Here is an 18,527-nt window from a genome sequence, read left to right on the forward strand (position 1 = left end):
CAGAACCACGCGCCTAGGATGCGCGCGAGGGAGGGCGAAGGCATTGAGCAGCGAGCAGGACCGCGACACACCCGGCCGCGACGTCCTTGATTCCATTTCTATTGCCGCCTTCGACCTGGATGCCCGGATTTTCCGGACGCTGTGGCATTCGATCGTGCGTACACCGGACGTCGCCCTGGCTGCCGTGCAGGGCGATTTCTCGCGCTATCTCTCGCCTGTTCGCGTTTTTGTCGCGCTGTTCGGCCTGCAATTCGTCGTGGCGGCCCTGCTCGGAACGCCGCTGACAGGCACGATCGATCAATTCACCTCCCATGCCGACGACGGCATAGTCGCAGACTGGCTCGCCGCGGGGCGGACCGCCGGCGGCAATGTGCCCACGATCGCGGAAATAGACACTGCACTGGAGGCCTGGGGCAGCCTTCTGCTCTGGCCGATCTTCATTATCGCCTCCCTGCCCTATCTCGTCCTGCTCAAACTCTACCGGTTGAGGCTTCCGCTGTGGGCGCACCTGCAATTCTATCTGGTGCCCACCAATGCCAGCTTCATCGTCATGATCGCCATCATTCCGATCCAGATTGCGGGGATGGGCTGGTTCATGCTCGCCCTGGCCCCCGCCCTGGGTCTCTACTATGTCTGCATGGGCTGGCTGATCGTCCGCTTCTACAGCCGATCCGCGCTGGGAACGGCCTTGCGGCTTGGCGGACTGGTGCTTCTCCTGCCCGTCACTCTCATCCTGTCCAGCATTGGCCAGCTGCTCGGCACGGCCTGGATTCTGGACAGCCAGTTCGGTCTCAGCCTGATTGAACTCTTCCGCCTCGACTCTCTCTGACCTCCCCCAGCAAGAGGAAATCATCATGAAATCCCGTGAAGTTCATCTCAACGCCTATCTCAAGGGCGACCCCAGGCCCGAGAATTATTCCATCGTCGAAACCGACGTGCCCGCTCCCGGGAAGGGTGAGGTCACGGTGCGCAATCACTACATCTCCGTCGACCCCTACATGCGCGGCCGGATGAGCGGCATCCGCACCTATGTCGGCCCGTTCGAAATCGGCAAGGTAATGGAGGGCGGCGCCGTCGGCGAAGTGGTGGAAAGCCAATATGACGGTCTCAAGCCCGGCGATTTCGTCAATTCCATGTTTGGCTGGCGCGAAGCCTATACCGCGCCCGGCGACGGGCTGCAGAAAATCGATGTCTCGCAATTGCCGCCCCAGGCCTATCTGGGCATCGCCGGGCTGACGGGCATGACCGCCTATGTCGGCATCAAGCGCATCATCGGCCTCAAGGAAGGCGAGACCATGTGGATGTCCGCCGGTGCCGGCGCGGTAGGCTCGGCCGGCATCCAGTTCGCCAAGGCCATGGGCGCCAATGTCATCGCGACGGCCGGCGGCCGGGAGAAATGCGATTTCGTCAAATCGATCGGCGCCGATGCCGTCGTCGACTACAAGGCCGAATCCGACCTCACCGCCGCCATCCAGGCCGCGGCCCCGAAAGGGATAGACGCCTATTTCGAGAATGTCGGCGGCACGCATTTTACCGCGGCCCTGAACACGCTGAAACAATACGGCCGCATCGCCGCCTGCGGCATGATCCAGCGCTATAACGACGCCCAGCCGGCGGCGATCACCGACAATCTCACCTTCATCGTCGGCAAGTCGCTCCGGATCCAGGGCTTCATCGTCACCGACCATTTCGACATGATGGGCGACTTCATCAAGGAGCTGTCCGGCTGGATGGCCGCCGGCAAGATCACGCCGGCCGAGACGGTGATCGAAGGGATCGAGAACGCCCCCGACGCCTTCATGGGTCTCTTCTCCGGCCGCAATACCGGCAAGATGCTGGTCAAGATCTGATGCCGGGGCCGGATGACGGCGTCCGTTGTCACGGGCTGCCGTCATCCCGGGCTAGTTTCGGCAAAGGCGCCCCAGCGTCCAGCCGGCCGCAATAGCCGCCAGGACCGGCGACCAGGTGTCTCCCGCGCCTGCGAGGAAAGCCAGGCCGTAGGCGCTCAACCCTGCTGCAAGTGCGAATGGCAGCATGCGAATCGGACGATTCGCCACGGTCGCGTTAGGAGACGGTTCACCCTGATACATGTGGGAAAAGGTACGCAAAACAGGTGCCGAAGGCGAGAATCCGGCCCTGTCCCAAGGAAATTACAGTAAATCGGGCCGGATTCACCTGATATGGCTTGCAAAGCGCCCCGGTTCTCGGCCTTCATGAGGCGTCAACGAACACGCAGCATACCGAGCGGTTACGATGACCGTGACTGTCCGGCACTGCGCCTAACTGGGGGGAACCCTATGAACAAGTCTGATCTCGCCAAAGCCGTCAGCGACAAGACTGGCCTGTCCCGTTCGCAAGCCGGCGATGCCGTCGATGCCGCGATCGAAGCCATTGTCGGCTCCGTGAAGGGCAATGACAGCGTCCAGCTGGCCGGGTTCGGCACCTTCTACGCCAAGCACCGCGAAGCGCGTGAAGTTCGCAATCCGCGCACCGGCGAAAAGATGATGTCCAAGGCACGCACCCAGGCGGCTTTCCGTCCGGCTGCTGCCCTGAAGGACATCTAAGTCAGTCCAACGGGTTCTGATTATTCGAACGCCGCCCGGAGCAATCCGGGCGGCGTTTTTGTTTGGGTGGATGTTCCTGAGTTTTCTTCCCCACGCCAGTGGGGAAGTGGGCCGATGCGAAGCATCGGGTCGAAGGGGCAGCGCGAAGCGCTGTGGGTGTTCGAGCCTCGCTCCGACATTCCGCTGCGTACCGCAGCGGCCCCTCCCCCGCTTCGCGGGCCCCCCTCCCCACATAGTGGGAAGGAAAGAACTCACATCTACGCCGCATTCGCCGCCGCGTTGTTGTTCCGCACGCGCTTGAGCGATTCGGCGATCCGGAAGGCCATGTCCAGCGCCTGGTCGGCATTGAGGCGCGGATCGCACTGTGTGTGATAGCGCGCGGCGAGGTCGGCCTCGGTCACGGACTTGGCGCCGCCGGTGCATTCGGTGACATCGCGGCCGGTCATTTCAAAATGCACGCCGCCGGGATAGGCACCTTCCGAGTAGAGCACCTCCATGAAGCTTTCCAGCTCGGTCAGGATACGGTCGAAATTGCGGGTCTTGTAACCGCTCGACGCCTTGACCGTATTGCCGTGCATCGGGTCGGACGACCAGACCACCTTGCGGCCGGCCTCGGTCACCGCCCGCGCCAGTGCCGGCAGGTTCTTGCCGACATTGTCGGCCCCCATGCGCACGATCAGCACCAGCCGCCCGGCCTCATTGTCCGGGTTGAGCGTATCGATCAGCGGCAGGAGTTCGTCCGCCGTCATCGTGGGGCCGCATTTCACGCCGACCGGATTGGCGATGCCGCGGGCGTATTCCAGATGCGCCCCGTCCAGCTGGCGCGTACGCTCGCCAACCCAGATCATGTGCGCGGACGTGGCGTACCACTGGTTGGTATTGGGGTCGCGGCGCGTGAGGGCTTCCTCGAAGGGCAGGTGCAGTGCTTCGTGGCTGGTGAAGAAATCCACCGCTTCCAGCGACGGTGCGGAATCGCGGCCGATGCCACAGGCCTTCATGAAGTCGAGCGCTTCGGAAATCCGCACGGCCGTCTCGGCATAGCGTTCCGCCGCCGGGCTGTCCTTGACGAAATCCTGGGTCCACTGGTGCACATTGTGCAGGTCGGCATAGCCGCCCGAGGCGAAGGCCCGCAGCAGGTTCAGCGTCGACGCCGACTGGTCGTAGGCCTTGATCAGGCGCTGCGGATCCGGTTCGCGAGCCCCGGGCGTAAAGGCCACGTCATTGACGCTGTCGCCGCGATAGCTGGGCAGGGTCACACCGTCCACGGTCTCGGTGTCCGAGGAGCGCGGCTTGGCGAACTGGCCCGCCATGCGGCCGACCTTCACTACCGGCTTGGACGCCGCAAAGGTGAGAACGACGGCCATCTGCAGGAGTACGCGGAATGTGTCGCGCACGCCTTCGGTGGAGAAGTCCTTGAAGCTCTCCGCACAGTCGCCGCCCTGCAGCAGGAAGGCATTGCCGGCCGATACGTCGGCCAACTGGCGGCGCAGTTTGCGCGCCTCGCCGGCGAAGACGAGGGCCGGGCGTGCCGACAGCTCCTCGATCACGGCATCCAGGGCCGTCGCATCCTTGTAGGTCGGCATTTGCTGGACGGGGAATTCCCGCCAGGATTTCGGGGACCAGGTCATCTTACTCAGCCGCTTTCAACTCGGGCGGTGTCCATTTCTCCCGCATGGTCACCAATTCTTCCGCACTTGTCGGATGCACGGCACAGGCCGCATCGAACTGGTCCTTGGTCAGGCCCGCCTTCACGGCGATTCCGGCCAGCTGGATCATTTCGGGCGCATCCGGGCCGACAATATGCACGCCCAACACCCGCTCTGTCTCCCCGTCGACAACAAGTTTCATCATCATTCTCGACGCGTCGTTGGAGAAGCTGGCCTTCATGGGGCGGAAAGAGGTCTTGTAAATGTCCACTTGCGCAAATTTCTTGCGCGCATCGGCCTCGGAAAGACCGACCGATCCAACAGGCGGCTGTGTGAACACGGCCGACGCAATGTCAGTGTGATCATAGGCGGTCGGCTTCCCGCCAAAAACCGTCGCCGCGAACGCGGCGCCCTCGCGGATTGCGACCGGTGTCAGATTGACCCGGTTGGTCACATCGCCCACGGCATAGATGTTCTCCGCGGTGGTTCTGGAATACGCATCGACCTTGACCGCACCCGCGCCGTCCAGTTCCACACCGGCCTTTTCCAGCCCCAGACCGGTAACATGGGGATTGCGGCCGATGGCATACATGACGACGTCCGTGTCGACATGCTGGCCATTGTCCAGATGCACCCGCTTGCGCCCGCCGCCCAGATCCTCGATCCGTTCGAACACGGTGTGCGTGATCACCCGCACACCCGAGCGCACCAGCTCCTCGTGCACGGTGGAGCGGATATCGTCGTCGAAGCCGCGCAATACGGTGTCGCCGCGATAGACCTGGCAGACCTGCGACCCCATGCCGGCGAAGATCTGGGCGAACTCGCAGGCGATATAGCCACCGCCGGCGATCACGACATGCCGGGGCAGGTTTGCCAGATGGAAGGCCTCGTTCGAGGTGATGCCCAGCTCCGAACCCTCTATATCGGGGACAAAGGGTGTGCCGCCCGCAGCGATCAGGATCGTTTCGGCCGTCACCGTCCGGCCGGACTTCACCAGCCGGACCGTGTGCGCATCCTCGAACACGGCCCGGTCCTCGATCGTCTCGACGCCGGAATTGTTGAGATTGCGCTCATAAATGCCCGACAGGCGGTCGATCTCGTTGTCCTTGGCCGCAATCAGCTTTTCCCAGCTGAACGCGGTCTCGCCCACCGTCCAGCCATACCCTTCGGCCAGTTTGAATGTCTTCGAAAACTCGCTGGCATAGACCAGCAGCTTCTTGGGCACGCAGCCCCGGATCACGCAGGTCCCGCCGAACCGGTATTCCTCGGCGATCGCCACCCTGCCGGCGCCATGCTGCTTGGCCATGCGCGCCGCGCGCACACCGCCGGAACCGGCACCGATGACGAAAAGGTCGTAGTCGTAGTCAGTCATGGGTCAGCGCCCTCGTCCTCGTGTTGTCCGCGGGGCGCTGTGCCCCGTGCCGGGAGCCCTCTCAGAGCTCCATCACCCGCGCTTCCATGTCCTCACCGACGATCACCACGCGGGCGAGGCCGATGAAGAGGCCGTGTTCCACCAGGCCCGGAATGGCCTTGAGATGCTGGTCGGCCAGGCGCGCATCGGGGATGGCGCCGCAGGCACAGTCGAGAATGTAGTGGCCGCCGTCGGTGATCAAAGGGTCCAGCCCGTCCCCCTTGCGCCGCAATTGCACATCGGGAGATTTCACCCCGGCCCTTTTCAGCGCCTCATAGACCTGACGCGCGGTGATCGAGAAGCCGAACCGGTCGACCTCCACCGGCAGCGGAAACCGGCCCAGCGTGTCGACCAGCTTGCTCTCGTCGACCATCACCACCATCAGGTCGGAGGCGTTGGCGATGATCTTTTCGCGCAGAAGGCAGGCACCGCCGCCCTTGATCAGCTGGAAACGGCCATCGACCTCGTCGGCGCCATCCACCGTCACGGCGATCTGGTCGACATGGTCGACCTCGATCAGCGGCACACCGGCTTCGTGCGCCACCTCGGCGGTACGCTGGGATGTGGGCACACCCTTGACGTCCAGCCCCTCCTTCACACGTTCGCCGAGAAGACGCAGGAAGATTTCCGCCGTCGAGCCGGAGCCCAGCCCCAGCGTCATGCCGTGTTCGACGTATTCCAGGGCTGCCGCCGCGGCGTGTGCCTTCTGGCGTTCCGCACTCATCCGTCAACACCGCCCAGGAGGACGTATTTGAGCTCGGTGAACTCTTCCACGCCCCATTTGCCGCCCTCGCGGCCGATCCCGCTTTCCTTGACCCCGCCGAAGGGCGTCGAGGCGGCGCCAACCATCGGTGCATTGACGCCGATCATGCCGTACTCGATGCCTTCGGTGAGACGGTGCACGCGATTGACGTCGCGGGTATAGATATAGGCGGCCAGCCCGTAGGGCGTGTCATTGGCCAGGCGGATGATGTCCTCTTCGCGCTCGATCCGGTAGACCGAGGCGACCGGACCGAAGATCTCGTGGCAAGCCACATCCATCTTCGGATCGCCGCCATCGATCAGGGTGGGAGCATAGAAGGCACCGCCCAGCTCCTCGTCCAGCCGCTTGCCGCCAGTGACGATGCGGGCTCCCGCTTCACGGGCCTGTTTCACCAGGGCGTCGACCCGGCTGACGGCCTCCATGTGCACCAGCGGACCGAGATCGCTGTCCTCGGCAAAGCCGTCGCCGGCCTTGAGCCTGGAAATGCGGGCTTCCAGCGCCTCAACGAGTTTGTCGGCGATGCCCGGCTGGGCAATGATCCGGTTGGCGGAAACACAGGTCTGGCCGGAGACGCGGAATTTCGACGCGATAATGCCGTCGGCCGCCTTTTCGATATCGGCATCGTCCATGACGATGAAGGGCGCATTGCCGCCCAGTTCCAGGGCAACCCGCTTCACGCCATCGGCGGCCTGGCGCATCAACAGCTTGCCGACCTCGGTCGAGCCGGTGAAGCCGATCATGCGCACCGCGTCGGAGCCGGTCAGCACAGGGCCGATCTTCTGCGCGTCGCCGCAGACCACGTTGAACACACCGTCGGGCACGCCGGCGCGCTTGGCCAGCTCGGCCAGGGCCAGGGCCGAGAGCGGGGTTTCCGGAGCCGGCTTGATGACCATGGTGCAGCCCGCCGCAAGGGCCGGCGCGCATTTGCGGGTGATCATGGCATTGGGGAAATTCCACGGCGTGATACAGCCCACCACACCGATCGGCTGGCGGATGGTCCAGCCGCGTGAATTGGGGAAGGGCGTCGGCAGGGTTTCGCCGTGAACGCGCTTGGCCTCCTCGGCCGACCATTCGATAAAACCGGCGCCATAGACCACCTCGCCGCGCGCCTCGCGATAGGTCTTGCCCATCTCCAGCGTAATCAGCTTGGCCAGATCCGCCTGGTTCTCCAGGATCAGATCGTACCACTTCATCAGGATCCTGGCGCGCTCGAAGGGCGACACCTTTTTCCAGGTCTCGAAGGCTTCCGCCGCCTTGGTGACCGCCTGGCGCGCGCCTTCGGCACCGACATCGCCGACCTCGGCGATGACCTCGCCATTGGCCGGGTTGGAGACTTCGAAGGACGATGTGCCGGTCACCCACTGGCCGCCGATGAAACTCTCGGAACGCAGCAGGGTCTTGTCGTCCAGACGGTCCGCGATCGAGGCGGGGCGATCCATTACGGTCATGACTTAACTCTCCTTCCTGGCCTTGCGGGCTTCCTTGGCGGTGCGGAAACGCGCCGCCCAGCCGGCCTTGGTGGTTTGCGGGGTTCGGGTGAGCGCCAGGGCATCGCCGGGCACATCGTCGGTAACGACAGTGCCCGAACCGGTAAATGCGCCCGCGCCGACGGTAACGGGCGCAACGAGGCAGGTGTTCGAGCCGATGAAGGCGCCCTCGCCCACTATGGTGCGGTGTTTGTCGTATCCGTCGTAATTGCAGGTGATGGTCCCGGCTCCGATATTGGCGTTGGCGCCGATACTGGCGTCCCCGATATAGGTAAGGTGCGAGACTTTCGCGCCCTCCCCCAGCTGCGACTTTTTCACTTCGACGAAATTGCCGACCTTCGCGCCCGGTCCCAGATCGGTGCCCGGCCGCAGCCGCGCATAGGGACCGACCGAGGCACCCGACCGGACATGCGCACCTTCCAGATGCGAGAACGCACGGATTACGGCATCTTCCTCTACCGTCACGCCAGGGCCGAATACCACGTGCGGCTCCACGACCACATCGCGGGCGATGCGGGTGTCGTGGGAGAAGAATACCGTGTCCGGCGCGACCAGCGTCACGCCGCCGGCCATCAGGGCCCGCCGCTTTCTCGCCTGGAAGGCCGCCTCGGCCTCGGCCAGGTCGATACGCGAATTGACGCCCAGCACTTCACCGGCATCCGCCTTCACCACGGCCGTCTTCAGACCGCGTGCCCGCGCGAGGCCGACAACATCGGTAAGATAGTATTCGCCATTGGCATTGTCATTGCCGACCTCGCCCAGCAATTCGAGCAATAGCGGCGCCGGAGCGGCGAGAACGCCGGAATTCACCAGACGCACGGCGCGTTCGGCCTCGCTGGCATCCTTGAATTCCACGATGCGATCCAGATTCCCCTCGCTGTCGACGATCAGCCGGCCATAGGCCGCCGGATCCTCGGGCTCAAAGCCCAGCACCGCCACCGAAGCGCCGTCACCCAGTGCCGCGAACACGCGCTCCACGGTCTCCGGCGTGATCAGGGGCGTGTCCGCATAGAGCACGATGGCATGCCCCTCGACGCCGGCCAGCGCATCTCGCGCGGCAAGCACGGCATGCCCGGTGCCAAGCGGCGGATCCTGCAACGCGGTCGCCGTACCGAGCTGTCCGGCCGCATCCCTCACGGCGGGAGAATGGGCACCGTAGACGGTGACGATATCCGTGGCACCGCAGGTCTTCGCCAGATCGACGGTCCAGGCGAGCATCGGCCGCCCGCCGACGGCATGGAGCACTTTCACCGTCCTGGACTTCATGCGCGTTCCCTGGCCTGCGGCGAGGATAATGGCGGCGCGGGTGTGGGGCATGGGCAAGTCCTGATGAGCGAGAATCTGCACGTGGCGTCTGTCAGGCGCTATAGCCTATCGCGCCGGAGCGCGTAACCATGCTTCATCGCCGGGATACTCGCAAAGGGCTGAAATCATGCTGACGTCCGGGGACGCACCGCTGTTCGCCACCGCGTCCATCGCCTTCGACCTCGACGGCACGCTTGTCGATACGGCGCCCGATCTCGTGCGCGCGCTGAACGCCATCATACAGCCCCGCGGGCTCGCGCCCGTGCCTCTGGACGATGTCCGCGCCATGGTCGGCCGCGGCGCTCGTGCATTGCTGCAGCGGGCTTTCGAACGCTCCGGCCGTGCCCTGGAGGATGGCGATGCGCTGGTGGCCGAATTCATCCGCGTCTATGGCGACGCCATCTCGATGGAGAGCCGGGTCTTTCCCGGTGTCGAGGACACGCTGGCCTGGCTGCAGGCGCAGGGTGCGAGCCTTTCGGTCTGCACCAACAAGCCGTCGGTCCTGTCCGACCGGTTGATCGCCGAAGTGGGGCTGGCCGGATATTTCGACCGGATCGTGGGGCCCGAACGCACTGCCGCCAGGAAACCGGCACCGGACCATGTCCGCGATGCGCTGGGTACGGGTTATCAACGCGCCGCACTTGTCGGCGACAGCGCGCCGGATGTCGGGGCGGCATCGGCGGCCGGCATTCCCAGCATCGTGATGAGCTACGGCTATAGTGAAAACCCGGCCGGCTCATTGGGAGCCAGCCGGGTTGTTCATGCTTTTCGCGATGTTCCGCAGGCGCTGGCCGATCTGTGGCGCGCCTGAGGGGCTGGCCTAAGCGGTGCGGCGCTCGCGGCCCGTATCGTTGGCCGGGCGGGTCGGCATGCCGTTGACCAGGTTGGAGCGGATGTCGGTGCGCGCAGAGCGCATCGCCGGCATGAAACCGGCTTCGACGAGATCGACACTCACATCATAGCCGCGCTCGGCCCAATAGGCTTCAATTCGCGCTTTAAGACGGCGAGCACCTTCGGGCGTGCACAGATCGTTGCTCATGAACAAAAACCTCCTACCGGGCCGAAGCTTCCCTCGGCCGGGAATTGCGTCCAATCGGGTGATTGAAGGGCCCGGCCCGAATGGCCGCGAACCCAGCTTGGGCAGGCTGATATATGGGCCGGACGAATATGACGAGTGCATGAAGGTGTGGCAAGTTGTCGCACCAGCATCGCAGACGATCTGCACTTCAACTTCCACATGTAGTTGACCGGCCGCAGGCGCCTGCTTATACGACCGCCTCCGACACGGATCGGGCGATTAGCTCAGCGGGAGAGCACCTCGTTCACACCGAGGGGGTCGCTGGTTCAATCCCAGCATCGCCCACCACCCTTCGCCGCTTCAGCGAAGGGGACATGTTCGCGGCACGCGCGTTTCCCTCATCCCCTGCGTCACCCCACCGCACCGGTTTCCTGCGGCAATAACTTGCGAAACATTCTCAAGAATGGCAGGGATGCTGGCGACACAACAATCGGGGTGCTCCATGAAGTCTGCCAATATCCTGGCCGCCGCCGCGGTCTCCGCTCTGCTCGCCGCCTGCTCGCAACCGCAAACGCCGGACGACACATCCGCGCCGGCTCCGGAAACGGACACCGAACCGCGCGTGGTGAACGTCTACAGCGCGCGCCACTATCGCAGCGATGCGGCCGTCTACGAGGCCTTCACCCAGGCGACCGGAATCGAGATCAATCTAATCGAGGCCAATGGCGACCAGCTGATCGAGCGCGTGCGGGCCGACGGTGCGCGCAGCCCGGCCGATGTCATCGTCACGGTGGACGCCGCCCGCCTGCACCGCGCCGAGGAAGCCGGCCTGTTCGCACAGACGGAGTTTTCCGAATTCGTGCCGGCTGTCCCCGCCAACCTGGTCGATCCGGACGGCTACTGGATCGGCTTTGCCAAGCGCGCCCGCGTGATTGCCTATTCCAGCAGCCGCGTCCAGCCCGGCGAGATCGAGACCTATGAAGACCTGGCCGATCCGCGCTGGGACGACCGCATCTGCGTGCGCCAAAGCGGCAATGCCTACAATCAGTCCCTGCTGGCCTCGATCGTGGCCCGCCTGGGCGAGGACGAGGCCGAGGCCTGGGCCGCCGGCATCGTCGACAACATGGCCCGGCCGCCCCAGGGCGGCGATATCGCCCAGATCCAGGGTGTGGCGGCCGGCGATTGCGACGTGGCGATCACCAATCACTACTACTACGCCCTGATGGCAAACTCCGGCGAGGCCGCGAACCGCGCGGCAGCCGGGGCCGTGACCCTGTTCTTCCCGAACCAGGACTCTTCGGGCGCTCACGTCAACATCTCCGGTGCCGGCATTGCCGCCAATGCGCCGCACCCGGAAGAAGCCCGCGAGTTCATTGCCTTCCTGCTGACGCCCGACGCCCAGCGCATGTTCGCCGAGATGACCAACGAAATCCCGGTTGTCGAGGGCGTGGAATGGGACAATCCGACGCTTGAAGCGATGATGCCCTTCACCGGGGACAGCCGGAATGTCTCCGAACTGGGCGATCACAACGCCACCGCCCAGCGCATCTTCGACCGCGTCGGCTGGCAATAGTGGCCACCGGGCGACAGACGGGCGTCCTGCCGGATCGCGCGACATCGCTCGCGATCCTGGCGGCGCTCGTCTGCGCCGCGCCGGTGTTTGCGGTCACCTGGATCGCCCTGACCGGCGAGACCGGCGACTATCTCCTCCACCTCGCCCGTACGCGACTGCCGGTCTATCTGATCCATTCCGCCTATGTCGCCGCCGTGGCGGCCGGCGGGGCTGCGCTGATCGGCACAGGGCTGGGCTGGCTGGTCGCCCGCACCGACTTTCCGGGCCGGGCCGTCATGAGCTGGGTGCTGATCCTGCCGCTCGCCGTGCCGGCCTACGTCGCCGCCTATGCCTGGTTCGACCTGTCCCAGGCCGGCGGCCCTCTGCAGGCCGCGACAGCGGGCCTGTTTCCCACCATTCGCGGCAGCTGGGGGGCGGGATTGATGTTCGCCCTGGTGCTCTATCCCTACGTCTACCTGCTGGCGCGCGACGCCTTCACGGGCCAGTCCGCCGATGCCTATCATGCCGCCCGCACGCTCGGCGCAGGCCCGTTCGAGGCCTTCCGCCGTACCGCCCTGCCCATGGCCCGCCCGGCCCTGGCCGCCGGGCTGGCCCTGGTGGTGATGGAAAGCCTTGCCGACTACGGCACGGTTTCCCATCTGGGAGCTCCCACCCTGTCCATCGGCCTGATCCGCGCCTGGAGCGGTGCCGGATCGCTGGTCGATGCCGCGCGCCTGTCGCTGATCCTGGTCGCCATCGCACTGATCGTGTTCAGCCTGGAACGGGCCCAGCGCCGGCGCGCCCGAACCCATGCGGCCTCGGGCCGCCACAAACCCGCACCGCGCTTTCGCCTTGCCGGCCTGCAAGCCCTGCTGGCTGCACTTGCCTGCCTGACGCCGCTGATGCTGGGCCTTGTCATCCCGCTCGGACGCCTGGCCTGGCTGGCACTGAACGAGCTCCCGGCCACGGGCCTGGCCGCCGCCGCCTGGCACAGCCTGACCCTGGCCGCAATCAGCGCGCTGTGCGCCGCGGTCCTGGGTCTGGGCACGGCCTATGCCCTGCGCAGCCGCGGTATCCTGGCCATCGCATCCGCCCGTGCCGCCGGGCTGGGCTATGCCGTTCCCGGTGCCGTGGCCGCGGTGGGCGTCATCGCCATTCTCTCGGGCCTGCAGAGCCTGATCGATCCGGTCTGGCGAGCGCTGACAGGCCAGGTCTTTCCGATCCTGCTGACCGGCGGCGCTGCCGCTCTGATCTTTGCCTATCTTTCGCGCTTCGCCGCCGCGGCGATCGGCCCGTCCGAAGCCGCCCTGTCCCGCGTGACACCGGCCCTGGACGGCGCCGCCCGCACCCTGGGCGCCACACGCGGCGAGACCGTGCGGCGCGTCCACTGGCCCCTGATAGCAGGCGGCGTGACGTCCGCGGGCCTGCTGGTCTTTGTGGAAGTGCTCAAGGAATTGCCCGCGACAATGATCCTGCGGCCCTTCAACTACGACACGCTCGCCATCATTGCCCACAACTACGCCAGCGACGAACGCCTGGGCGAGGCCGCCCTGCCCTCGCTCCTGATTCCGCTGGTCGCCCTGCTTCCCATGATCTTCGTGGCCCGCTACCTCTCCCGGACGCGATCGTCGACGGGGACGGGATGACCGAGCAACGCACAGTGCTCAGCGTGCGCCAGGCCGAGCGCCGCTATGTAAAGGGGCAGGCCGCGCTGGCCGGCGCCGATCTCGACCTGCATGCCGGCCGCATTGCCGCCCTGCTGGGCCCTTCCGGCAGCGGCAAGTCGACCCTGTTGCGCGCCATCGCGGGGCTGGAGCGGCTGGATGGCGGCGAAATCCGGCTCGGCGGGGCCTTGTGGAGCGGACCGAAGACGCATCTGGCACCGGAAGCCCGGCGCGTGGGCATGGTGTTCCAGGACTACGCCCTCTTCCCGCACCTGACGGCACTGGCCAATGTCGCCTTCGGTCTCAAGGGGGCCGGCGCCCGGGACCGGGCCATGGCCCAACTCGAGGCCGCCGAACTCGGCCACAAGGCCGGGGCCTATCCGCACGAACTCTCCGGCGGCGAACAGCAGCGCGTGGCGCTGGCCCGCGCGCTGGCACCCGAACCGGCAATCATCCTGCTGGACGAACCCTTTTCCGGCCTCGACCGGCGCCTGCGCCACGAATTGCGCGAACGCACCGTCGACACGCTGCGCCGCGCCGGCGCCACGGCCCTCATCGTCACCCACGACGCCGACGAGGCCATGGCCGTCGCCGACGAGCTGGCCCTGATGGAGGGTGGATCGGTGATCCAGACCGGCACGCCGGAAGAGGTCTGGATGCGCCCGGTCAGCGCCGTAGCGGCGCGCCTGCTTGGCGATGTCGAAACCGTCGAGGCCAAGGCGCAGGCCGGCCGCGCGGACACCCCTTTCGGGGCCGTCGATGCCCCCGGTCTTGACGACGGGACGCCCGTGCATGTGCTGGTCCGGCCGCAAGCCATCGGTCTCACGCTCGACGAAAGTGGCGCGTTCACCGTGACCCGCCGCCGTTCGGCCGGCACCCATCTGGTCTTTGACATATCCGACAGCACGCAGCGCCACTGGCATGCCCATACACCATCGCCCTCACCGATCGGCGAGGGCGACAGTGTCAGCGTCACGCTGGATCCAGCCTATGTGACCGTGGTGGAAGCCTAGGCGACTTCCGCCACTTTCTTGGCCCGCTTTTCCTCGATGCGCTGGCGGGCGATCTCGTCGGCGATGATGTTAGAGGGGCGGCCTTCGGATTCGGACTGGTCGAGGATCTCTGCCAGGGTCACTTCCAGACCGTCCAGCTTGCCCTTGACCCATTCCGGATTGAAATCGCCGGAAATCTCGCCCATCACGTTGATGATGCCGCCGGCATTGAGGACATAGTCGGGGGCATAGAGCTTGCCGCGCTTTTGCACTTCCGCCCCCATCTCGCGCGTGGCGAGCTGGTTGTTGGCGGCACCGGCAATGATCTTCGCCTTGATGCGGTCGATCGTGTCCGGATTGATCACGGCGCCCAGGGCGCACGGCGCGAAAATCTCGACATCCTGGTCGTAGATCTCGTCGAGACCGACGATGGTGGCGCCGTATTCGTCCTTCAGGCGATTGAGACCGTCCTGGTTGATGTCGGTGATGAAGAGTTCCGCACCCGCCCTGGACAAATGGCCGCACAGATAGGAACCGACATGGCCGGCGGCGCCCTGGATGGCGATCTTCACGCCGGAGAGATCACGGCTGCCGAGGCCACGCTCGGCGCAGACCTTGATACCGCGGAACACGCCATCGGCGGTCACCGGCGAGGGATCGCCCGAGGCGGCCTTGCCTTCCGGCAGGCCGACCACATGCTCGGTCGAGCGGCGCACGGCCATCATGTCGTCCGGGCTGACGCCGACATCCTCGGCCGTGGTGTACTCGCCGTTCAGGCTCTCCACGGCGCGGCCGAAGGCCTCGAAGAGGGCCTGGCGGTCAAAGGCACCGTCCGGCTTCATGATAACGGACTTGCCGCCGCCGATCGGCAGATCGGCCATGATATTCTTGTAACTCATGCCCTGGGACAGGCGGAGCGCATCGGTCAGGGCCGCTTCCGAATTCGGATAGGACCACATGCGGCAACCGCCGCAGGCCGGGCCGCTGGCCGTCGAATGCACACCGATGATGGCCTTGAGGCCGGTGGCTTCGTCGGTCGCGAAAAGGATTTTCTCGTGATTGTCGAACGACGGGTGCTCGAAAACACTCATTACGGGCTTACCCTTTTATAGCGATGGCAGCGACGGAAGCGCTGCAAGACCGGGCGTGGAAATACCCTTTCGCGAGCCGCGGCACAAGCGCGCGAAAACACCCCGAATCTTGGTTACGATAACAATTCTTGGATGCGGCGGCGCAGCATCGGGAGAATTCTTGCCCCGAACCACGGGTTTTTCTTCAGCCACGCATTATTCCGCCAGGAAGGGTGCGGCAGCGGCAGATAGTCCGGTCCGTAATCTCCGGCGCGCTCGACTGTCTTTGTGAGCGTCTGCTGCATGCGCGAACCCAGATGAAAGCGCTGGGCATACTGCCCGACAAGCAGGGTGAGCCGCACATTCGGCAGGCGTTCACGCACCTTCGTCTGCCAGAGCGGCGCGCACTCCCTGCGCGGCGGCAGATCGCCGCCCTTGGCGTCCAGCCCGGGAAAGCAGAAGCCCATCGGCACGATGGCGATGCGGGACGTGTCGTAGAATGTCGCTTCGTCGACCCCCATCCATTCGCGCAAACGGTCGCCGGACGGATCGGTGAAGGGCTTTCCGGAGGCGTGCACCCGCGTGCCCGGCGCCTGTCCGACAATGCAGATGCGCGCCGTCGCACCGGCCCGGATCACCGGACGCGGCTCATGCGGCATCGCCTCCGCACAGACCCGGCAGGCGCGGATCTCGTCCAGCAACCTATCGAGTTCAGGCGCGGCCAATCCGCCAGACACCCTTGAACGTCTCGACATCCTCGACCGGCTTGCCCTTGCGCAGAATGGTCACCTTGCCGGCCTTGGCCAGCCGGATCGCCGCCTGGCGCACATGGCCGAACCGTCGATTGAAACGCTCCGGATCGACCGCCCTGGCGACATCGGCCGGCGCGATGGAGCGGCCTTCCGGCGCTGCGGCGACCAATCGCAGAATGGCGGCTTCGATGGGATCGGTTTCCGGTGTATCGGTCATGCTCTCCCTTTAGGCCGAACCGCGCCGCCAGACCAGAGAGCTCGATGCAACGTGACCACCGCCCCTATTGGATGCACCGGTTCTGGGAGCGCTGCGAGAATGCGTGGACGCGGCATTTCCTGGCACCGCACTTCGCCGCTCTGGGGATCGAGCCAAAGATCGTGCGTCCCTGGCATGTCGAGATTTTCGGGCCGAACATCACGGCGGGGGAGCGGCTGCACATCGTCGCCAACAAGGCCGATCCCGTGCGGCTGACGGTCTGGTCGCCGCAGACGCAGTCCGGGCGGATATCGCTGGGCGATCACGTCTTCATCGCCGGCGGCACGCGCATCCTGGCCGCCGGGCAGATCGAGATCGGCGACGACTGCCTGATCGCCAACAAGGCGACGATTTCCGATTGCGACTGGCATTCCATCCACGACCGGGTCGATCCCGCCCCGGCCTGGAAACCGGTCAGGCTCGGCCGGAATGTCTGGGTGGGCGACGGCGCCTTTATCGGCAAGGGCGTGACCATCGGCGATCATTCGGTCATCGGGGCCCGCGCCGTGGTCACGCGCGATGTGGAACCCTGGACCATTGTCGCCGGCAATCCGGCCAGGATCGTCAAGCGCATCGATCCGGACACGCCGATGAAGACGCGCAGCGACCTCTATACCGATGCGCCGGGCCTGGAGCGCTTCTTCGACGCCGCCTATCGCGAGGCGCTGAAGGGAAACTCGACGCCCGGCTGGCTGCGCTCGCGGCTGTGGCCGCGCCGGGGGGACTAACCGAACAGGCCCGCCGGCAGTGCGCCCACCGCCGCCCCCGTCATCAGCGTGGCCAGCGTGCCGGAGACGAGCGCCCGCGGGGCGAGTTCCAGGATGTCCTCGCGCCGCGAGGGGGCAATGGCGACCAGGCCGCCGGTGAGGATGCCGACCGAGGAGAAATTGGCAAAACCGCACAGCGCGTAGGTCATGATCAGCCGGGTCCGCTCGCTCAGCTCGCCGCCGACCTGGGACAGGCGGTCATAGGCGTAGACCTCGTTGAGCGCCGTCTTCAGCCCCATCAGCGAGCCCGCCTGGGTGGCTTCGGACCAGGGAATTCCCGCCAGCCACACGATCGGCGCGAACACCCAGCCCAGAATGCGGTCGGCCGAGAGCGGCGCGCCCAGAACGTCGGGGAACAGGCCGAGGATGACATTCACCAGCGCCACCAAGGCGGTGAAGACCAGCAGCATGAAGATGATGTTGAAATAGAGACGGATGCCGTCGGACACGCCGGTCGTCAGCGCATCCATGGAGGAATGATAGATCTTGGTCGGAATCTTCTCCTTCTGCAGCGCCTCCTCGGAGACCGGCTCGGCCGGCATCATCAGGCGCGAGAGGAGAACGGCCGCCGGCACGGAAATCAGCGAGGCGGTGAAGATATGTCCTGCGGCCCCGTCGATCACCGAGGACAGCTGGCTGACATAGAGCGCCATCACCGAACCGGCGACGGTGGAAAAGCCGACCGTCATGATGAGAAACAGATCGGAGCGGGTCATTTCCGGCAGGCGCGGACGGATCAGGACCGGGCTTTCCGTCATGCCAAGGAAGATGTTGGCGGCAGCACCGAGACTGGCCGAACCGGAGAGATTGAGAAGGCGCCGGAAGGCTGCCGCGAACCCGCGCACCAGGAATTCCAGGAGGCGCCAGCGCCACAACAGGGCCGACAGGGCCGAGAGCACGATGACCATCGGCAGGGCCTGGAAGGCGAAAATGAACAGGCCGCCCGCATTTTCCTCGTTGACTTCGAAGGGCATGGCCCCGCCGGCCAGATAGCCGAACACGAATTGCGCGCCCTCGTTCGTCACCTCCTGCAACACGGCAACGACACCGGTCAGCGATTGCAGGAACGCCCGGAAGGGTGCCAGAGAATAGAGCAGCCAGGCGATGGCCAGCTGGAGCGCGATGGCGCCGGCGAGCAGGACGAGCGGAACCTTCTTGCGCGGACCGAGCAGCCAGGCCAGGCCCGCAAGGGCAAAAAGTCCCACAAAGCTGCGGGCCTGCAGCAAAAGATCGTCCATGAAAGTCCCCAGCGGCGCGGAAAGCGGCGACAATATTCCGCG

18 protein-coding genes and 1 tRNA gene are annotated in these 18,527 nt (G+C 65.5%); 9 read left to right on the plus strand and 10 right to left on the minus strand.

Annotation, left to right across the window (positions count from 1 at the left end; translation table 11 throughout):
• Window positions 1-43 precede the first annotated feature (43 nt).
• The 3 genes from Q1U94_RS08585 (at window position 44) to Q1U94_RS08595 (ending at window position 2,564) form a co-directional block, all read left to right on the plus strand.
• Entirely contained in the window at window positions 44-829 is a 786-nt protein-coding gene (locus Q1U94_RS08585) for a hypothetical protein (RefSeq protein WP_300543375.1), read from the plus strand.
• A 25-nt stretch (window positions 830-854) separates the two neighbouring features.
• Complete coding sequence (locus Q1U94_RS08590) at window positions 855-1,850, plus strand: NADP-dependent oxidoreductase (RefSeq protein WP_300543378.1); 996 nt, start codon at window positions 855-857, stop codon at window positions 1,848-1,850.
• Between the two features lie 447 nt (window positions 1,851-2,297).
• On the plus strand, window positions 2,298-2,564 hold the full coding sequence (locus Q1U94_RS08595) for an HU family DNA-binding protein (protein WP_300543380.1): 267 nt from the start codon (window positions 2,298-2,300) through the stop codon (window positions 2,562-2,564).
• Between the two features lie 257 nt (window positions 2,565-2,821).
• Here Q1U94_RS08595 and Q1U94_RS08600 read toward each other — a convergent pair whose 3' ends face one another.
• From Q1U94_RS08600 to glmU, 5 genes are all read right to left on the minus strand, one after another.
• Window positions 2,822-4,192: a class II 3-deoxy-7-phosphoheptulonate synthase gene (locus tag Q1U94_RS08600; RefSeq protein WP_300543383.1), complete on the minus strand. Its 1,371-nt coding sequence runs from the start codon at window positions 4,190-4,192 to the stop codon at window positions 2,822-2,824.
• Between the two features lies 1 nt (window position 4,193).
• Complete coding sequence (gene gor, locus Q1U94_RS08605; RefSeq protein WP_300543385.1) at window positions 4,194-5,582, minus strand: glutathione-disulfide reductase; 1,389 nt, start codon at window positions 5,580-5,582, stop codon at window positions 4,194-4,196.
• Window positions 5,583-5,643: 61 nt separating this feature from the next.
• A complete protein-coding gene (rpiA, locus tag Q1U94_RS08610; protein ID WP_300543387.1) occupies window positions 5,644-6,345 on the minus strand; it encodes a ribose-5-phosphate isomerase RpiA in 702 nt (233 codons plus the stop codon).
• Complete coding sequence (locus Q1U94_RS08615; protein WP_300543389.1) at window positions 6,342-7,832, minus strand: NAD-dependent succinate-semialdehyde dehydrogenase; 1,491 nt, start codon at window positions 7,830-7,832, stop codon at window positions 6,342-6,344. The genes rpiA and Q1U94_RS08615 overlap by 4 nt, the downstream gene beginning before the upstream one ends.
• Window positions 7,833-7,835: 3 nt before the next feature.
• On the minus strand, window positions 7,836-9,188 hold the full coding sequence (gene glmU, locus Q1U94_RS08620; RefSeq protein ID WP_300543391.1) for a bifunctional UDP-N-acetylglucosamine diphosphorylase/glucosamine-1-phosphate N-acetyltransferase GlmU: 1,353 nt from the start codon (window positions 9,186-9,188) through the stop codon (window positions 7,836-7,838).
• A gap of 115 nt (window positions 9,189-9,303) precedes the next feature.
• On the opposite strand from glmU, the gene Q1U94_RS08625 reads away from it, so the two are divergent.
• Entirely contained in the window at window positions 9,304-9,987 is a 684-nt protein-coding gene (locus tag Q1U94_RS08625; RefSeq protein ID WP_300543394.1) for an HAD hydrolase-like protein, read from the plus strand.
• Window positions 9,988-9,996: 9 nt separating this feature from the next.
• Here Q1U94_RS08625 and Q1U94_RS08630 read toward each other — a convergent pair whose 3' ends face one another.
• Window positions 9,997-10,215 (minus strand): phosphoglycolate phosphatase, encoded by a 219-nt coding sequence (locus Q1U94_RS08630; RefSeq protein ID WP_300543396.1) that lies wholly within the window; start codon window positions 10,213-10,215, stop codon window positions 9,997-9,999.
• Between the two features lie 252 nt (window positions 10,216-10,467).
• Between Q1U94_RS08630 and Q1U94_RS08635 the strand changes: the two genes are divergently transcribed.
• The 4 genes from Q1U94_RS08635 (at window position 10,468) to Q1U94_RS08650 (ending at window position 14,423) form a co-directional block, all read left to right on the plus strand.
• Window positions 10,468-10,542 (plus strand) — tRNA-Val (locus tag Q1U94_RS08635).
• 154 nt (window positions 10,543-10,696) lie between these two features.
• Window positions 10,697-11,767: an extracellular solute-binding protein gene (locus Q1U94_RS08640; RefSeq protein ID WP_300543398.1), complete on the plus strand. Its 1,071-nt coding sequence runs from the start codon at window positions 10,697-10,699 to the stop codon at window positions 11,765-11,767.
• On the plus strand, window positions 11,767-13,392 hold the full coding sequence (locus Q1U94_RS08645) for an iron ABC transporter permease (protein WP_300543401.1): 1,626 nt from the start codon (window positions 11,767-11,769) through the stop codon (window positions 13,390-13,392). Before Q1U94_RS08640 ends, Q1U94_RS08645 begins: the two co-directional genes overlap by 1 nt.
• The gene (locus Q1U94_RS08650; RefSeq protein ID WP_300543404.1) at window positions 13,389-14,423 is read left to right on the plus strand and encodes an ABC transporter ATP-binding protein; all 1,035 of its coding nucleotides are present in this window, start codon (window positions 13,389-13,391) and stop codon (window positions 14,421-14,423) included. Before Q1U94_RS08645 ends, Q1U94_RS08650 begins: the two co-directional genes overlap by 4 nt.
• Here the strand turns inward: Q1U94_RS08650 and Q1U94_RS08655 are convergent.
• The 3 genes from Q1U94_RS08655 to Q1U94_RS08665 all read right to left on the minus strand — a co-directional run bounded on the left by Q1U94_RS08655 (window position 14,420) and on the right by Q1U94_RS08665 (window position 16,441).
• Window positions 14,420-15,493 carry a Glu/Leu/Phe/Val dehydrogenase dimerization domain-containing protein gene (locus tag Q1U94_RS08655; RefSeq protein WP_300543406.1) on the minus strand — a complete coding sequence of 358 codons (1,074 nt, stop codon included), beginning with the start codon at window positions 15,491-15,493 and terminating at the stop codon, window positions 14,420-14,422. The genes Q1U94_RS08650 and Q1U94_RS08655 overlap by 4 nt on opposite strands.
• Window positions 15,494-15,606: 113 nt before the next feature.
• Window positions 15,607-16,197, minus strand: coding sequence for a uracil-DNA glycosylase family protein (locus Q1U94_RS08660; RefSeq protein WP_300543408.1), 591 nt, complete (start codon window positions 16,195-16,197; stop codon window positions 15,607-15,609).
• Window positions 16,184-16,441, minus strand: a complete 258-nt coding sequence (locus Q1U94_RS08665; RefSeq protein ID WP_300543410.1) for a DUF3253 domain-containing protein — start codon at window positions 16,439-16,441, stop codon at window positions 16,184-16,186. Before Q1U94_RS08665 ends, Q1U94_RS08660 begins: the two co-directional genes overlap by 14 nt.
• Before the next feature lie 44 nt (window positions 16,442-16,485).
• On the opposite strand from Q1U94_RS08665, the gene Q1U94_RS08670 reads away from it, so the two are divergent.
• Window positions 16,486-17,208, plus strand: a complete 723-nt coding sequence (locus tag Q1U94_RS08670; RefSeq protein WP_300543412.1) for an acyltransferase — start codon at window positions 16,486-16,488, stop codon at window positions 17,206-17,208.
• Here Q1U94_RS08670 and Q1U94_RS08675 read toward each other — a convergent pair.
• Window positions 17,205-18,485 (minus strand): nucleoside transporter C-terminal domain-containing protein, encoded by a 1,281-nt coding sequence (locus Q1U94_RS08675; RefSeq protein ID WP_300543414.1) that lies wholly within the window; start codon window positions 18,483-18,485, stop codon window positions 17,205-17,207. The genes Q1U94_RS08670 and Q1U94_RS08675 overlap by 4 nt on opposite strands.
• Window positions 18,486-18,527 lie beyond the last annotated feature (42 nt).

The sequence above is a fragment of the Maricaulis sp. genome (genome assembly GCF_030149515.1).
GTDB lineage: Bacteria > Pseudomonadota > Alphaproteobacteria > Caulobacterales > Maricaulaceae > Maricaulis.

Bases quoted from the DNA above. Each gene is read 5' to 3' on its own strand.
- Q1U94_RS08670 (WP_300543412.1), top strand. From the start codon at position 16,486: ATGCAACGTGACCACCGCCCCTATTGGATGCACCGGTTCTGGGAGCGC.
- Q1U94_RS08675 (WP_300543414.1), bottom strand. From the start codon at position 18,485: ATGGACGATCTTTTGCTGCAGGCCCGCAGCTTTGTGGGACTTTTTGCC.
- Q1U94_RS08600 (WP_300543383.1), bottom strand. From the start codon at position 4,192: ATGACCTGGTCCCCGAAATCCTGGCGGGAATTCCCCGTCCAGCAAATG.
- Q1U94_RS08640 (WP_300543398.1), top strand. From the start codon at position 10,697: ATGAAGTCTGCCAATATCCTGGCCGCCGCCGCGGTCTCCGCTCTGCTC.
- glmU (WP_300543391.1), bottom strand. From the start codon at position 9,188: ATGCCCCACACCCGCGCCGCCATTATCCTCGCCGCAGGCCAGGGAACG.
- Q1U94_RS08625 (WP_300543394.1), top strand. From the start codon at position 9,304: ATGCTGACGTCCGGGGACGCACCGCTGTTCGCCACCGCGTCCATCGCC.
- Q1U94_RS08650 (WP_300543404.1), top strand. From the start codon at position 13,389: ATGACCGAGCAACGCACAGTGCTCAGCGTGCGCCAGGCCGAGCGCCGC.
- Q1U94_RS08655 (WP_300543406.1), bottom strand. From the start codon at position 15,493: ATGAGTGTTTTCGAGCACCCGTCGTTCGACAATCACGAGAAAATCCTT.
- Q1U94_RS08615 (WP_300543389.1), bottom strand. From the start codon at position 7,832: ATGACCGTAATGGATCGCCCCGCCTCGATCGCGGACCGTCTGGACGAC.
- Q1U94_RS08630 (WP_300543396.1), bottom strand. From the start codon at position 10,215: ATGAGCAACGATCTGTGCACGCCCGAAGGTGCTCGCCGTCTTAAAGCG.
- Q1U94_RS08595 (WP_300543380.1), top strand. From the start codon at position 2,298: ATGAACAAGTCTGATCTCGCCAAAGCCGTCAGCGACAAGACTGGCCTG.
- rpiA (WP_300543387.1), bottom strand. From the start codon at position 6,345: ATGAGTGCGGAACGCCAGAAGGCACACGCCGCGGCGGCAGCCCTGGAA.
- gor (WP_300543385.1), bottom strand. From the start codon at position 5,582: ATGACTGACTACGACTACGACCTTTTCGTCATCGGTGCCGGTTCCGGC.
- Q1U94_RS08590 (WP_300543378.1), top strand. From the start codon at position 855: ATGAAATCCCGTGAAGTTCATCTCAACGCCTATCTCAAGGGCGACCCC.
- Q1U94_RS08665 (WP_300543410.1), bottom strand. From the start codon at position 16,441: ATGACCGATACACCGGAAACCGATCCCATCGAAGCCGCCATTCTGCGA.